The organism is Acidobacteriota bacterium, from assembly GCA_016700075.1.
Classification (GTDB): domain Bacteria; phylum Acidobacteriota; class Blastocatellia; order Pyrinomonadales; family Pyrinomonadaceae; genus OLB17.
Genome location: CP065000.1, coordinates 1 through 15,843, shown reverse-complemented (window position 1 = coordinate 15,843; position 15,843 = coordinate 1). Strand labels below are relative to the sequence as shown.

Sequence of the window (15,843 nt, the reverse complement as noted above, 5' to 3'; positions counted from 1 at the left end):
GATCAGGCCCATTTCAATCCGCCGCCGCATCCGGCATATGCCTCGGATGCGGGAGAGTTAAATCCAAGGTAGAATTAGGACTATGTGTGGACGAGCATCGCAGGAAGAAGTTGACAGATATTTCGAGCGGGTTTACGGCTGGCAAATGCCGGAGCAATTCACTCCGCGCCGAAATATCAGGCCTACTGAGGAGACCAATATCGTCACGCATCTATCGAAAGGACAGGTTGCAACCGTAAAAGCAAACTGGTGGTGTCAGTGGGACAACGCAGTGGAATTCGAAGCGAAGTTTCCCGCATTCAATATTCGCGTCGATTCGATGGATCAGAGAAAAATGTGGCCGCCGCTGCTGAAATCAGGCAAGCGATGCATATTTCCGATCGATGCTTTTTACGAATGGCCGACAAAGGGCAGAGGAATCCCGCCGGTCAAAATCATGCTAGCCGACCGCCAGCCGTATGCGATCGCCGGACTATGGAGTAGATGGTTTGAGAACGGATCGCCCAGATTTTCTTTCGCGACCTTTACTGTCGAATCGAACGACTTCATGCTGCCCATACACCCGCAGGCAATGCCTGTCATCCTTGATAGCAAGGACGCTCAGAAAGAATGGCTGTTGAATGGGAACCGTGATTTGCTCGTGCCATACACCGGCGAGATGATCGCAAACGAGATGCCCGATACACTCGAAAAACTCTATCCCGAAGAAAATCCACCGGCGAAACAAAAAGCACAAGAGGAGTCCATAGCCAAAAAGGACGAAGAGATCCTTCAGGGATCTCTGTTCGGATGATGCCGCGTTATGTTGAATTTGGCGCTCTAGGAAAGCGATCTCTTCGATTCTAGGACGTAGAGCGTCTTACGAGCGGATTCTACTACGTAGCTGCAAGTCTGTCGCCAGCCAACCAAAACTATTCATCTGTGTCACCATCTCATTGTAAACCGGTGCGGAGCGTGCCGGGTCTGCCACGGTGATTATAAGTACTGCCCGCTCGGTTTGCGTGGGCACAAACCCACTTCGATGGTGCAATGACAAATCCAGGCGCCATTTCGCGCCGCTCACACCTCTGACCATTTCTCTCCGATACACCTTGACCGGTGACCACTTAAACCCGTGGCGAACCAAGTCGGTCTCATAAGCACTTCCCGTGAGTGCTGGATCTGCGGGGACCTGCTTCACTTGGTGATACTTACCATCCTTGCCGATGAGATACGTGCCCAGGGAGACATCTATGTTGCTGCGACAATACTCGGAACCAAACGATGCATCCAGCACGGACTGATGAACCAATGTCATCAATATGTTTGCCTTCAAAACATCGTTGGCAGCAAAAAGCGACGGTGGCATCGGAAAGATCGCCTTTTCGTAACAGACCTTCGGCGGAACCTCAAAGTCAAAAATCATAGTGCAGGCCCAAGATTCACATGCCAGAATCTCCGACCAGTCCGGCGGAGTCCCAAAGCCCCGATACCGAAGCTCATGCGGATCCAGCTTCCCAGCTTGTAAGGCTGCGGCATGCACTAACAGGGCTCGCGTAATCAATTGTGAATTTCCTCCTACAATTTCGTTATTTACATGAGCGAACAAGCCCGTTACTAAAGGCGCGGCGAAGCTAGTGCCGATATCTTCCGCGACGTTGTTCCGGCCATCCGTCGATAAGACTCCGATCTGGCTGTAAGCTCCTGCACTGCTGCAATTGCCGCCTAGATGACTTATCTCCGGCTTAGGCAAGTACAGCGGCCCGGGACCGCGCCTGGAAAACGGCGAAGGATCACCACTCTTAACACGTGACGTAGCATGCTCACGGTGGGCAATTGAGCCAACGACTACCGAACGGACTGAATCTGCGGGTGCGCAGATGCGATCCGCATCACCAAGATTATCTGGCGGCCAGCCCCTGTACGGATGCTTGAGATAGTTTCCCGCCGCAAGTATGAACGTTACCCCGAACTGATCCTGCAGTCGATCGAGCGCGACCGCGAAGTCGGAGAAGGCCCGATCGTCCACCGTTGCATCCGTACCAAGGGAAAGGTTCCAAACCTTAACATCTTGATGTTTCCCAAGCGCATCCTCAATTCGAGTAAGAAGCTCGTCCTCACGAGTATTACTCCCAAGAGCAACAATATCGACGAATTTTGCCGAGCACGACGGAAACGACGCATCGTCGTGGTTGAGTGATCTGCCGTTGACAACAAGGCCGGCAACGAAGCTGCCGTGACTATTGTCTTGATCCGCCGGCGGGACATACACTTCGCGTGCGACTCGCCAAGGGTCGATAAACGGGTCGGACGGGCTCGTGCCGGAATCGATGATTCCTACCACCGGATACTTAACTTCCGCTCGTGGCAGAGGAAAATCTGCCGCTACGATTGTTCGTACGGGAATGGCGGCCGACCTAACTGGTTGGTAAATCGGAAATGGTCCAACGCTCTGGACTCCTACGAAGCTGCGCAGTACTTCGATCAGATCTGGTCCTGGCCGAGTAACGCTAAAGATTTTAAGACCTTTACCGTATCGCAGCTCGATGGGATTCACGAGACCGAACCGGGCTAGAATCCCCCTGAACGTTCGGTCAACAGCCGCGTCGACGCCTGGATCATGGTGCGAAAATAGCTTAACTTTCGCAATGTCGTCTTCGACGGGCTCGACACTTGGTGGATACGGATTTATCTCGAGGAGGGTGGAAATATTAGCGAGACCGGTTTTCGTCTCGTCACGCTCAATTCGGTTCGCAAGTCTATCCAATCCGGACGGTGTGACACTTACCAATAGTTCGCCCATGCCTTCGACCCCAATCACGGGACACGTGTCGGTGCTAAGCAGACTTGAAGGGCGGTGACTTTTTGCGATTGCTTCTGGACGAACCCTAACCCTGGCGACAGCCGGAATATCCGGATGTACCCTGAAGGCGGCGGTATAATAGCTTTTTATGTCCGACACCTGGGCCGACAATCCCTGTCGCCGTTCTCGCGTGACTTCTCCAAAGACTTTTTTGGGACCTCCGCCGGCATCAGGTTTATAGAAGTCTTGCTCAAGGGTTGGCACGACTTTTATTGGAAGTTTATTTTCTTTCATTGCTACTCTCCTTTGAACCGTGACGCCTCAGTATGTGCGTGATGTTTCCGGGGGTCATCTCAAAGATTTCCCCTAGGATGCGGTGGGAGTAAACGTCGGGAGATAAATCTTTAGCGCGAAGTATTAGGTCACTAGGCGTAGCATCTTCGGTATTACCAACTGCCTGTAAGAGCACACCCCTGAAAGCCTCGATAACTCCGCGCCGTTCGTCCTGCTCTACAAGTGCAATTCGCCGGGCCCGATCGCAGATTCGCTTAATGTCGGATCCAGACAATCCGTTCGCCGCCTCGGCAAGTTTGGCCACCTCGCGACTTGCCGGGTCGAGTTCTAGAAAATGCGAAAACATTTGAACCCTCGCGATAGTATTTGGCAGCGGAATATGAACTCGATAGGCAAACCGGCGCCAGATTGCGGGATCCAACAAGTGCTCGTGGTTCGTCGCGGCGATGAGTACCCTTTCGGGGCTCAGTTTGTCCAAATTTTGGAGCAGACTCACCACAACGCGTTTGAGCTCCCCAAGTTCGAGCCGATCGTCCCGAAGTTTTGCCAGCGCGTCGAATTCATCAAGAAGGAGAACGCAGGGCATTGCGGCGACGTGGTCAAACAACAGGCGAATATTTTTTGACGTACTGCCTAGGAAGGAAGAAATGAGCGTGTCAACCCGGGCGGTCATCAATGGCAGGCCAAGACGACCTGCGATGAACCTCGCTAGTTCTGTCTTTCCACAGCCGGGCGGACCGAACAACAGTAGGGATGAGGACAATTCGAGACCGGCCGCCAAAAACTTATCCGCGGCTCCGGCATGTATGATGAATTCCTCGATCTGTTCCATAACAGAGTCGCTAAAGAAGACATCAACCTGCTCGGGTAAAATAAAACTTTCATCGGCGAGCGAGAGGCGTGATTCCGAATCGACAGGCATGCGTTCGAGATTTACAATTGATCCGCGATTGCTGCCCTGCAGAATTCGGCGTAGCCTCTTTGCGGCCTTGAGTTCTCCAGCTTTTTCTAACTTGTCGGCGAGCAAAGAGGCATATGAAAAAGCCTTTTTTCGATCGCCGGTGGACCCGGCTTCGGCCAAGGCCAGTATTTCCGAAAGATATTCCATTGTGTAAACGATTTGGTCTAAAGATTAAACGAAAGTAGGATAATCTTAAACAGCAAGATGTGTCAAGCGGCTGTTTGTGCAGCGAAAAAACCTCGCCGCTTGTTCGACGAGGCTTTTATTGACAAACTTTCCGCACAGGCTCGATCCGGTCTTATTGACTGCAGGATGGCTTCGGCTCGGGGGTTCCAATCGGACGGGCATTGTCGCCCCCCTTCATTTTGGTCTTTAGTACTTCGGTTTCATTTCTTCCAATCGCCGGTCCATATCTCTAAAGAACCCAGTAACGACGGTCGAGACCATCCGCAGGCGGGCTGCTTCCATTGCCGCAGTCTGGTTTATTGAAGCGGCTTCGCTTCGGCCTTCAAAGTTCAGTTGATTCGCTCCCCTTTCGAGATCTGCAGAGCGCCGAATCCCGGAAAGCTGAATTCCTGCGCCCTGACGGCTGCTTTGTGCGGCGATGCTACTTCCGCGGTTAATCGCGGCGATACTTTCGGATGCCTGACTCTCAAGGGCTTTGTTGATGTCGCCCTGATACGTGTTGGACGCGTCTATCTTTTTGTCGGCGACGATCTGGGTGTTGTTGTTTTGCAGAGCAACGGTATCACGGGTAGTGGAGTCCATCCGCTTGTTCACTTCCTGTATCGGGTGCTTATCACGCGCCCAATCGAAGAGTTCCTGTCCGGTGCGTATCGGAACGGAAGTCCCAGCGATCGACGAACCTCCGGGCGTGAATTCATACGTCTTCATTCCAAACCGCTCAAGGTTGTTCTGGCCACGTAGGGCGGTCTCTTTCCAGCCATCGAACGTCCGCCCCTCACGAGTACCTTCCGCCTCAGCCAACGTGCCGGTGATCTCACGGCGTGTGGCAGCCGAACTGCTCGCGATTCCGAATGTCTTGTTGGCTTCGGCAAGAAGAGTCTGCGTCACCTGATTGGCGCGGATCTGCCCGAGGCTGGTCACGAGACCGCCTTCGACTCCGGCAACGGACGAAACCAGTCTCGCCTCCGTCGATTGGTTTGCAGCTTCGAGAGCTTTCCTCGCGGCGGTTTGTTCCGCGTTGTAGATCCCCTGTATCTGCGTGTTCTCCGCCTGACGGTGCAAAGCGGCCCCCGCCACAAGGCCGTATGTTTCAAGAGCAGTGCCTAACGATGAAAGCATCCATCCCATTGAGACCTGCGATACTCCTTCGTACACCTGTCCTCGAAGCACTCGATAGCTCAGCCACGGAACCAGAATGAAGCACAGACTTGAAACGAAAAATAATGCAGTAACTATGAGAGCACTCGAAGCCGGATCGTAATTGTTGTTCGTAATGATCGTCGCGGTCGTCGGATCAAGCGAAAATACTGCCTCGCCGTTGTAGATCGAGAGAGCCAGCAACCCGATCCCGTAACATACATAAAGCGTTACTTCCTTAACGATTGGAAAAGCGAGCGCAAAAGTGGCGACACCCCAGCAGAACGGGTAGAAGATCTGGTTCGCGAACTTTTCATCAAAGCCGAATGCAGAAAGCACGGGAGCTGCAAGCTTCAGCCCGATGAGGATGAACAATCCCGCAACGGACAAGAAGATCGCACCGAACTTAATGATGTTCTGCCCGATAACCATGAACGTGAACATGCGCGGCATATCCCAACCGAGGACGTTCATCTCGCTTGTGATGTCTTTCACCGAAGACTCCTTATCGGTGATGATGCCGACGAGTCCCGGTTCTCCATTCGGGAGTCGTTCCGCGAGCAAAGCGTCCGGATCCTCGACCGCGAAGTTGTTCTTGACATACTGCTTCATCTTCTCGTCGAACTCGGCAACGAGCGAACGGTTATAGCCGCGTATCGGCCGGGCAAAGAACTTTCCTGTCACAGTGAGGGCGTCGATGATGAACGGGCTTGCCCCGATGACGACCATGAAGATGATCGTACGGATGCCCCAGGCGACAAGCTGCTCAGGTCCCAGACCGCGATTGTCGTGAAAGCGGCGAATGAACGCCACAATAAGAACGAAACTGGCGATTATCCACGCTAAGAACGTCAGGATCGGCATCAGCGGGCGTATGATCGTGTCGAGTACCGACCGGAACAGCCATTCCTGCCCGGTCCGCATAAGATTTGTGAATTGCTCACTAAAGCTCGGTGCGACAGGTTTCGGAGGAAGGACCGGACCTGACGGCGTAGCAGTAGGATTTGCGGGATACTGGTTTTCGAACTGCTGCAGGACCGGTGCCGGGCTTCCGTCGAGCGGGGGCATGAACGGAGAATCGGGATTGATCGTCAAGATCAGATCGTTAGCCGTCACGGGCTGCCCGTTCATCGTTCCTATCGGGGTCTGCCCTTCCACCCGAGGAGGACGCGGGGGACGAGGCGGCCGTTGACCGGCCGCCGTCGTCGTAAAGAGGCAGGCGAAGAGGAAGGACGTTAGCAGGAGCGTGAGTGCGGCAGCCGTGCCGCGCGATATTCTGTTGGTTTTCATGGCTTTTCTTATTCAACCGGGGGGTTAGGACTGTTGCTACGGAAGCGGATTGTCGTAAACTTCGTCGTTCCAGATCTCGTATCTTTCGAGTTCGCGCAGAAAATCATCTGAAGCCCGAGTGATGCCGGTCATCATTTCGGTGGTGCGGCGGATCTCCTTCCCAAACTCGGTCATTTGTTCGATCTTCAGTCCGTAGGCGATGAACTTGGCTTGTATCTTCGCTTCGAGCTCGCGGAGCTGACCTTCGACGGTCGTGATGCGCAGATTCACGGCAAGCATCTGGTCGATCAGTGATTGGACGCCGTCCTGATTAGCGGATGGATTGACCGAGATAGCCCGTGTTTCATCGGCGATCTTTTCCCGTTCCTCGTAGAGTTTGGCGAGATCGAGAAGCATGTTCTCGCGGTCGAAGAGCATTCGCTCAAGTTCGGAGTCGAGCTTTGCGAGGCGTTCGAGGTTGGCCATATGGGCATCCGCACTGCGCCCGATCGAATGGCGCAGAAAATCGTCCAGGTCGCGTTTATTCGCTTCCATATCGAATATGCCGTTCTTGAGTCTCCGGGCGATACTCACGACCGATTGGATCTGGCTCGTTATGGTGGCCTCGATTCGTTTCTTCAACTCGAACGTCCCGCGGATCAGGCGCCCTAGCGTGGCGTAGGTCGTTATCAACTGCTTGTGCCGCATGATCTGCTCGTCGACCTTATCCAGAATGCCTCGAAGGTTCGTGACGCTCTCGACCATCTTTTCGTATTGCTTAACGGCGTTCTCGTACATCTGCACATAGTGGTTGATCGTCTCGACCCAACGAGCCGCTTCCTCGATCTTTTTCGCGACTTGGAGTGCGTATTGCGACGGATCGAACACCGTCCACTGCGCCTGAACAGGGCGCACATCGATGCCGATGAGTATCGATGAAAGAACAACTCCAAGGATCATTTGTCTAACTGTTCCGTTCCTATCCGTCATGCCGTCACCTCCAGTCCGCTAAGTTCATTAAGGTCAATAGGGGAGATTTCCGTGAGGCCGACCGCGGTCAATCCGTTTGGATACTTCGAAGCCAGCCACGAGACGATGATCTCCGGTGGAAGATCCGGACGAATATTCTCGACAAGCCGCCGGGCGTTTGCCTCGTTCGTGTCGTTGGTGTTCGCCCAAAGCATCGCGGGGGACAGACGGATCTCCGCCATCTGGACGATCTTGTCCGCACCGCTCCCGATGACGAAAACCCATTGCGTGTAACGGCCGTATTGGTTCCTGATCCCCCGTATCGCGGCGATGGTCTCCGGTGCCAGTTCGCAGTCGTCGGCGAGCCGGTCGAAGCCGCCGATCTGTTTCCCGATCATTTTCACGCCGGAGTTTTTCACGAGATCGATCCCGGTAACGTTCGGCTGCTCGGGTGTGCCGGTGAAATGCTCATACGCTTGCGAGAAAAGGACCGTAACGAGTCCTTCCTTGCGCCCCGTGACCGTCGCCTCCGCGATGAGTTCTTGTATAGCCGGAAAATGGCGATTGATCTCACGCATCTCGTCGCATAAAAACAAGATCGGCGTCTTCTGATTCTGGGCATTCTCTTCGCCGATCTCCTGCATGATCTGTGCGCTGACGCGGAAACCGATGCTCTCGCGGATCTTCTCGTCAAGACTGCTTATTCCGGATAGCTCAAAAACATCGAACATTGAAGGTTCGTCGTATGCGGGGTGCGTCGGTGCGTTAAGCCACGGGTCCTTACGATGGATGTTGAGCTTAAGGTAGAGTTCATTCGCCTGACGCTCCTCTCCCACGTTCCAGTGATAGCTTTTGAGGATGTCGAGGAAATGCCCGAGAATCGGCTGAAACTTCGGCCGGCCGTGGCCGTTCCGCGCGAGAGCCATCTTGTAGACCTCATCGATGACGGTCGACGCGATCGCGCTCGTGATCGCGTCCGTCTTAGACGTTTTGCTCAGGATCAGAATGTCGGTCAGAACCATCGCAAGCTGGCGTTTGGTGGGCTGGATGCCGTTCTCGATGCCGGGATAGTTCCAGATGTTGATCGGCTTTGGGTCTTTTTCGGTGAATTCGATATGGCGCCCGCCAAATAGCCGGCAAATGGGTTTGAACGAATGGCGATAGTCCATAACGCGCACCTTTACGTTCCCACGATGGGCGCGAATATCGGTGATCAAGACCGAGGCGAGAAAAGATTTGCCCTCGCCCGATGCGGCAGTGACGATGACGGTCGGTGACTTGATCAATGCACGGTCGTAGAGATCGAGGCCGAACATCTGGCCGTTGGGTGTTGTGAAGATACTGTGCGGGCGTTTGCTCCCTCGCCAGCTTGTTTCGGTCGGCACGAAGGCGATAACTGAATCAGCCGTTTCAGTCAACTCCTGGCCGTTCCGCTTCGCTGAAAGCTCACCGGCAAGCATTCGCGGATAAATGGCCCGCTGTCGTACGGCGTCCTCGCGAACCGCATCGGCCCCGATCTTCTTTCTGATAGCCGAGATAACGGCATCACACCGGTCATCGAGGATCTCCAGCTGGCGTCGGGCTTCTTTCGCACCCTTCGACCGATTCGAAAAAACAAGAATGTTCATTCGCACACGGCAGATCTCCTCGTTGTCCGCTTCGACCTGTTCGAGCAGATCTTCGAGATTACTCTTAATGACCACGGCGTCCTTTTTCAGATTCCGAAAACCGAGCCACGTATTGCGGCTGCTTTCGATCCGGTCGATCCGTTTTTGCAGGTCCTTCTTCGCTGCCTGTTTCTCGTTCGTCATCAAATCGACGACGATCTCGTGCGGAAAACACAAGTTCCTTGTGGCGGTGAGATAACGCATCACATCGGCGGTGACGAAACCGTTGGGCAAGCTCTTAAGGCTCACGAGGCTTGCAGGGGTGCCGTTGTGCCGGACCAACAGATCTTGACCGGCTTCGATCCGTGTACTCGCGAGATACCTTCTGATATCTACCCGCCCATTCATGGAAAGGATCGGAACATCAGCGTGATCGCGTCGGTGGCCTGCAAAAAGAGCCGCGAATAGTAAGTCCGCATCCATTTCCTGAAGGGTTAGCGACTTCGGAAAATTCGCCTCGAACGCCTGGAAAACGCGCGATGCTTTTGCCCGGCAGTCCCTTTCGGCTTTGAGTTCGCGTTTCACCACTCCTTCCCCGAGAGAATTTCGGGTCTTCATGACAGGTGCCCGCAGAAACCGAATCAGACCGTTCTCCCGTATAGTTCGGAAAACGGAAGGAAATGCACTTCCGACAAGGCTGCTGTCGGCCTTGTCGCGGACAGGAACGCGTATCCAGACGGAAGCGGTTTGTCGCATGACCTGTCCGGACCTGATAGCTTCCTCGTAGAGAGAAAGATTCGTAGCCTGAAGGACGGAAGCTATCGGATCGGTGCTCTCAATGTTGCGGGATCGAAGATGATCCTTTAGAACGCGGCCGTCATCTACCGCGTTGGCGAACCGGAACTGAATGACAGTGTTCGGCGGTTTATCGAATTTGAGGATCGTCTTTAGATCGTCGATACGCTGTTCGGTGATGCGGCCGTCGTCGTACAACGTGTTGGCCGGTTCGAACGTATATGCCTTTCCAAAGCTCCCGTCACGGTAACGGATGATATTGTCTTCGAGACCGACGATCTCAGTAGGAAAGAGCCGGCCGTTTTCGCCAGGAACAGACCTAGACAATTCATGCTGGATTATCGGAGCCAGGTTCTTAATCGCGTCCCGGTGAAGCATGAATGCTGGTAAAACTCGCCTTCCGACGACGACCCCAATGCCGGCAAACATAAAACTGCCGAAGAGTGTGATCGCGACATGTGCGAATGAAAGATTTGCTGTATCCATTATTTTTCCTTTATCGCGATCTGTTCTTTGTAATCGCTAATCCAATCGGACGTCTTCAGCTCTGAATTCAGCGGAGCCCTAAAGAAAGCATTTCCGTCCGCCATCGAATCGAACTTTTGCGAGAGCCAAAATTCGGGTTTACTCAACCGCAGGTAGTTGAACGTTCCGAGCAGTACCAGAAACGTAAACAAACCAAGTGGGAAACCAAGCGGCACATATCCGATCCATATCCCGAGCAGGAACGGGATCAGGTAAGCGATAGCGGTCGGAACCAGGATGTACTTCCAGTCGGTCGAGTAAACTCCAAACCTCTTTAGTCCGCGAAACACGTTCGGTCTTGTAGTCCGTCTTTTCATTTGCGTCCCTCCGGTTTAGAAATTCGTGTCGATGCCAACCCCGCGACCCTGGGCGAGTTGCCAGAAGACGGCGACGATAGTTCCGAACGCAAAGGCGAGCAGAGAGCCGAAGGCCTGGTTGCCCCACTCCTTTCCCGTGAGCTTGTTGTAGATGGACCATGCGATGCCTACCGCGCCAAGGCAGAACAGGATGATCGCCATCAGTTTCAAAGCCTCGCGGATGATGTTCGATAGGTTGCTCGCATCGCCCGTGAAGATCGGCCCCTGAGCGAGCAGGATGTTTGTGAAAAGCAGAACGGCCGCAAGCGGAGCTATCGATCTGGCGGCGAGCTGTAAAGGTCTAAATAGTTTTTTCATTCTTGTCCTCATCGAAAAAGTCTCTTGCCGCGTCGCGAGTCGCCGCAAAGCGTCAATGGTTTGGCTCGCTCTGCAAAGCCCGTGCCGTTCGAGCGAAACGCTCCCCTGGCACATCTCTTGCCAACGTCCCGCCTCATGCGAAAACAAAACTACATTGCCGCTGCTCTACTGCTTTTTGGTTTTCTTGGTGGTTTCTTTCCGGCTTCTGGGCAGACCCGCGGAGCAATTTCGAGGACCACACTTTCGAGAATGGACATGTTTTCACGCGCCGCTCTGTTCGAGAAGGCGATCGTCGATGCGGCACTAAAGCAAGGCGTCGATCCCAAGATCCTCTGGACCATCGCCTACAACGAAACGCGATTCAGGCCGTGGCTGACGAGCCCTAAGAGAGCTCAAGGATTGATGCAGTTCATACCCGCAACGGCCAAGCGTTTCGGACTCGCCGATCCATATGAGCCGAACGCGTCGATCCTTGCCGCCGCTAAGTATGTAGGGTATCTCGGACAGCTTTTTAACTGGCGTCTTGACTCTGTTCTTGCCGCCTATAACTCAGGCGAAGGCACGGTTTCGGCTTATCTGAACGGGAAATCCGTTCGCTCAAACGGCAGGCTGATAAATCCTTCCGGACGCCGAACGACGGGTGGAGTTCCACCGTACCGGGAGACTGTCAACTATGTTTCAGAAGGTTTGAAAGTCTATCGCTGGCTGGAATCTCAGGGCAAGTTTCGCGGAGTTTCAACTGAAGCTCATATCGACGCAACGACACTACCTACGCTTAAGGAACGAGTGGCTCCAAAAGAGGAAGATACGGAGGATAAGGCTGCAACACTGGTCCTCTATGATCCGCGAACCGGCAGGCGGTTTGCCGTTGACGGCAGAGGTCCGAACAAGCTGAACCCCATCAAAGCGAACGGGCCGGTGATCGTAACTCCGGACCTTCGAGGCCTTCCAGTTCAGAAAGCAAGATCTACTTTTGCCGGAGTGACTAAACCGCAAAAGTAAGTGGTGCATTTGGCGTGATCCTGGATTGAAAACGCACCACCGGCTTAATTTCACTCCACATGCAGACTCAACAATCCCATGATATTCCGCGATTTTCCTCGAACTTTGTTCTGGCATCACTTTTGCGAAACGGACAATACGAGCGGCATAGGCCGAGATAAAAAACGATGAAGGATAAAACACCTGAACCAACAATGTCGAATATCGAAGACGATGTGCTGCAATCGTCCTTTTACCTTACCCGCGATCCCGATGACATAGTGACGATCTCTTCGCTGTTCAAAGCGTTGTGGATTCTCCTGATAGTTCTTTCTTTGAGCGTCGGAATCAACATCTTCCTAAGCTTACGGAAAGCGGATCGCATCGTCGTCGATAAGTCGTCGGGAAGAGTCATCGAGCTGAACAACCGCGACTACGGTTCGACGGAAACGGTTAGCATCTCGCCGGACACTCCAACGAGCACAGATAAGACGTATCTCGTCAAAGAGTTCCTGACCGCTCTGTATGAAGTCGAACAATCGACGCGGGAAAGTCAGGTGAACAAGCTCCTAAGAATGCTCGACCCCGATCTCTCGCTCGCGATGGCCGGGCGACTTAAACAGAACGGCGTGCTTGCGACTGAAAAGGTCGAAAGCGTCAACTCCTCATGGGAACTACAAGACCTGACCGTCGATGAGAACGACCCTTACGTTCTCCGAGCTCTGGGTGTCAGAAAAATACGCCGAAAAGCAGCCGGCCAGGATGTGGAGGAATCAGTGCAGCTCAAAGCCAAGTTCCTGCTCAAAGACAGCCCTTCTTCGCCTGTAAGAAACGACAATAATCTCAGAACGGGATTTACCATCCTGCGGTTTCGTGTCGAACCCGTGAACGGAAAATCCGTTGCACCGATAACGCTGATCGCGGATGAATCGGAACCAGAGACCGCCGCTTCAAGTGCAAACCCGAATGAGAATCAATAGCCGTTGAAATCGCGGCTTAACAATCTTATGAACATACAAATATCAACACTCGTCCTTGCCGGACTTATGCCTGCACTTTTACTTTTTGGCTGGCTGGATACCGCCGGACAGACCAAGTCCTTTCCGAACCCAAAAGCCGTAAGAAAGGTCAAGCCCAAGACCTCCTCCAAGCCGGTCGCCGAAAGTCCTGCGAAGCTGTCTCCACAGGCGGCACCGGTCGAGATCGTCAACCTGGCCGAATCCGATTATCTATCGGGCGAGGCCAGCGTGACGGTCAATCCGAAACAGCCAACAGTGATACGGCTGGGACTTGCACAGAACGCCGTTTCGATCATCGAGTTTCCGGCCTCGGATGGTATCTACTACATCCACGAAGGCAATCCGAAGTTTGCTTCCGTCTTTCAATCTCCTACGAAAGAGACTGACAGGTCGATAACGGTCTATCCGGGAGAATCGTTCTTGCCGTCCCGCCACGGCTCGACAGCAGCCGCCATAAGCCTTCAAATGCGATCGGGATTGGTTCTCATATTGGAGTTTGTGCCGGTCGCGAATCTTAAGAAGAACGCCCATCGCTGCGTAATCGCATATGACCGCGAAGCGGTGGTCGCGGCAAGAAGAACTGCGGGACTCGCATACGATCTCGGGGGAGATGTGCCTACGGCAGCTCCGCTGAACTCACGCGCGGTTTCAAAGCTGATCGGTCCAAGTCCGGCTCAGGAAAACGAGAAGACTTCGGAAAGCAGACCTTTGGTTGAGCATCCGATACAGTCGGCCTATGCCCTCTTGAACCAAGCCGGGAGGACGAATGAAAAGAAGAAAAAAGGGCGGAAAGTTACGGAATCAGAGATCTCAACGCTTGCCAACAAAAAGCTGGCCGAGGCTATTCGCGACTCGAAGAAGCACCTCGCTTCATGGACAAAGCCGCAGGCCGGGCTTGAACTGGGCGTTTCTCGCGTTGCCGAACTCGATTCTGAAACCCGGCTGGTCATCGCCGCCGTGCGGAATGTCACAGCAGGCAATCTCAGACTTGTTTCCGGCTCACCGGAACTTCAGGTTCAAACGGCGGATGCGGGCGGGAACAGTATTCAAACCTCGCGGCTGGATGCTCAATACATCGAATCCACAACACTCGAAGGACTCGTGCAGCCGGGATCAACGGTATATTACGCGCTTGTTTATAGGGCCCCGATCCTCGGAACGAACCAGCATATACGCGTCCTCGTGGCTCACCGCGAAGCGGCGGATGCACCGCTTTCCTCATCTCTAAGTAATCGCGCGACAAGGCAGTAAAACAATATGGAATCGAATACACAAATATCGAACGACGTCCCGACAGCGCTTCCGGGATTCGAGGACGAGGACGCACGGAAAAAGCTGCTGCTTGAGACGACGAACGAAACGCCGGAGGTCGAATCGGATGGTGATGACGAAGAGGCCGATCCTGTAGAAGAGGCCGATCCTGTAGAAGAAAAGGGCAAGCCGAAGAAGCGCCGTTGGCAGCTGATGCTGACTGTTTGCGGTTTTGCGATCTTCGTCGGGATCCTTGCATTCGCTGTTTCCTGGTTCTTCGGATTGGGATGGTTCGCCGAATCGAAAGCACAGCCCGTGAGCCGAAATGCTCAAAGGACGGGCAGGCCGCTCCCGTAACCGGAGACGAAAAGCTGAAGATGGCCATCAGCATAATCAGGGGAAAGCGACTCAAATGCAACCGGAACGCCATCTCCTCAGATAGATCTTCAAAGTACGCCGGGAGAAATATCCGTGCCTGAAAGCGACCCCGTGAATGGTGTCTCCGAGAATGTCGGAATGCCGATGAAAGCATCAGCGACCCGCGAGGAACCGCCCTTTACATCGCTGCCCTCAACCAATAATGCGGAGAGCCCGAAGCCGACGATGCAGAAAAGGGAAACTCCGCCCGCGATCTCGCGAACCGATGGTTCCAGTGAACCGCTCGGGCGTTCGCTCTTCTTCGGAGTAACGAGAAAACCGCCCGTTGCAGCGGATCCCGAAAGAACCTCGGAAACTCGCATCCAGGCGGCTTCGGTCGAAGAAGCTCCGCGCAAAGGAATAACTTTCGGAACACTGCTGCCCGTGCGTCTTGTCGGCTCTATTTACACGCTCCGGAATTCCGGCGGCATCGTTCGACTGGAACTAACACGCCGATCGAAGGAGAAGGTTACTCGTATCCTGCCGGAACGACGGTGATCGGGAACGTTCGCGGTGGCGAGTCGGTACGAGCTTTCGTTACTCGTCGGTCTGATCATTCCGCATCCGGTGAACTCGTGAAATTCGGCGGCGAGCTTCTCGGCAGGGATGGAGCTTCCGGAATCGAAGGCAAGCGGCGAAGACTGACAAGCCAGTGGGCACGGTTCTTTGATGGTCTGAAGGAAACGGCATCCTCGGTACTCAGTACGGTCGGAGCTTTAAGATCGGGTGGCCCCGTTATCTTGTCGGAACCGATTAGACGAGGCTCGGAGGCGATGTCGGAAGACATTTCCACTGCTCTTCTTAAGAATGGTAAGGAAGACACTTTTATAGAGGTACCTGCCGGAGCGAACGGGTATGTTCTTGTGACCGACCTGCCAAAGAATTCTTCCGAGATGAACGCCGCCCGTAAGTAGAGGCTGACGACAAATGATCCCTCACGATCCCAACAGGCCGCAGATGGATCCGAGGCGTCTCG

General features: G+C 53.9%; 14 protein-coding genes. 7 read left to right on the top strand and 7 right to left on the bottom strand.

Annotation, left to right across the window (positions count from 1 at the left end):
• Positions 1 to 82: 82 nt before the first annotated feature.
• Positions 83 to 793, top strand: coding sequence for an SOS response-associated peptidase family protein (locus IPM50_00070; protein ID QQS33017.1), 711 nt, complete (start codon positions 83 to 85; stop codon positions 791 to 793).
• Between the two features lie 66 nt (positions 794 to 859).
• Here IPM50_00070 and IPM50_00065 read toward each other — a convergent pair whose 3' ends face one another.
• From IPM50_00065 to IPM50_00035, 7 genes are all read right to left on the bottom strand, one after another.
• Positions 860 to 3,076 (bottom strand): S8 family peptidase, encoded by a 2,217-nt coding sequence (locus IPM50_00065; protein ID QQS33016.1) that lies wholly within the window; start codon positions 3,074 to 3,076, stop codon positions 860 to 862.
• The gene (locus IPM50_00060) at positions 3,063 to 4,184 is read right to left on the bottom strand and encodes an ATP-binding protein (protein QQS33015.1); all 1,122 of its coding nucleotides are present in this window, start codon (positions 4,182 to 4,184) and stop codon (positions 3,063 to 3,065) included. Before IPM50_00060 ends, IPM50_00065 begins: the two co-directional genes overlap by 14 nt.
• 225 nt (positions 4,185 to 4,409) lie before the next feature.
• The gene (locus IPM50_00055; GenBank protein ID QQS33014.1) at positions 4,410 to 6,650 is read right to left on the bottom strand and encodes a hypothetical protein; all 2,241 of its coding nucleotides are present in this window, start codon (positions 6,648 to 6,650) and stop codon (positions 4,410 to 4,412) included.
• Positions 6,651 to 6,686: 36 nt separating this feature from the next.
• Positions 6,687 to 7,619, bottom strand: coding sequence for a hypothetical protein (locus IPM50_00050; GenBank protein QQS33013.1), 933 nt, complete (start codon positions 7,617 to 7,619; stop codon positions 6,687 to 6,689).
• Positions 7,616 to 10,486, bottom strand: coding sequence for a hypothetical protein (locus IPM50_00045; GenBank protein QQS33012.1), 2,871 nt, complete (start codon positions 10,484 to 10,486; stop codon positions 7,616 to 7,618). The genes IPM50_00050 and IPM50_00045 overlap by 4 nt, the downstream gene beginning before the upstream one ends.
• On the bottom strand, positions 10,486 to 10,842 hold the full coding sequence (locus tag IPM50_00040; GenBank protein QQS33011.1) for a hypothetical protein: 357 nt from the start codon (positions 10,840 to 10,842) through the stop codon (positions 10,486 to 10,488). Before IPM50_00040 ends, IPM50_00045 begins: the two co-directional genes overlap by 1 nt.
• 15 nt (positions 10,843 to 10,857) lie before the next feature.
• The gene (locus IPM50_00035) at positions 10,858 to 11,199 is read right to left on the bottom strand and encodes a hypothetical protein (protein ID QQS33010.1); all 342 of its coding nucleotides are present in this window, start codon (positions 11,197 to 11,199) and stop codon (positions 10,858 to 10,860) included.
• A 249-nt stretch (positions 11,200 to 11,448) separates the two neighbouring features.
• Between IPM50_00035 and IPM50_00030 the strand changes: the two genes are divergently transcribed.
• The 6 genes from IPM50_00030 to IPM50_00005 all read left to right on the top strand — a co-directional run bounded on the left by IPM50_00030 (position 11,449) and on the right by IPM50_00005 (position 15,781).
• The gene (locus tag IPM50_00030) at positions 11,449 to 12,201 is read left to right on the top strand and encodes a lytic transglycosylase domain-containing protein (protein QQS33009.1); all 753 of its coding nucleotides are present in this window, start codon (positions 11,449 to 11,451) and stop codon (positions 12,199 to 12,201) included.
• Positions 12,202 to 12,368: 167 nt separating this feature from the next.
• A complete protein-coding gene (locus IPM50_00025; protein ID QQS33008.1) occupies positions 12,369 to 13,160 on the top strand; it encodes a hypothetical protein in 792 nt (263 codons plus the stop codon).
• Positions 13,161 to 13,187: 27 nt separating this feature from the next.
• The gene (locus tag IPM50_00020; GenBank protein ID QQS33007.1) at positions 13,188 to 14,450 is read left to right on the top strand and encodes a hypothetical protein; all 1,263 of its coding nucleotides are present in this window, start codon (positions 13,188 to 13,190) and stop codon (positions 14,448 to 14,450) included.
• 6 nt (positions 14,451 to 14,456) lie between these two features.
• Entirely contained in the window at positions 14,457 to 14,807 is a 351-nt protein-coding gene (locus IPM50_00015; GenBank protein ID QQS33006.1) for a hypothetical protein, read from the top strand.
• Positions 14,808 to 14,921: 114 nt separating this feature from the next.
• On the top strand, positions 14,922 to 15,365 hold the full coding sequence (locus IPM50_00010; protein QQS33005.1) for a hypothetical protein: 444 nt from the start codon (positions 14,922 to 14,924) through the stop codon (positions 15,363 to 15,365).
• The gene (locus tag IPM50_00005; protein ID QQS33004.1) at positions 15,362 to 15,781 is read left to right on the top strand and encodes a hypothetical protein; all 420 of its coding nucleotides are present in this window, start codon (positions 15,362 to 15,364) and stop codon (positions 15,779 to 15,781) included. The genes IPM50_00010 and IPM50_00005 overlap by 4 nt, the downstream gene beginning before the upstream one ends.
• Positions 15,782 to 15,843: the final 62 nt, after the last annotated feature.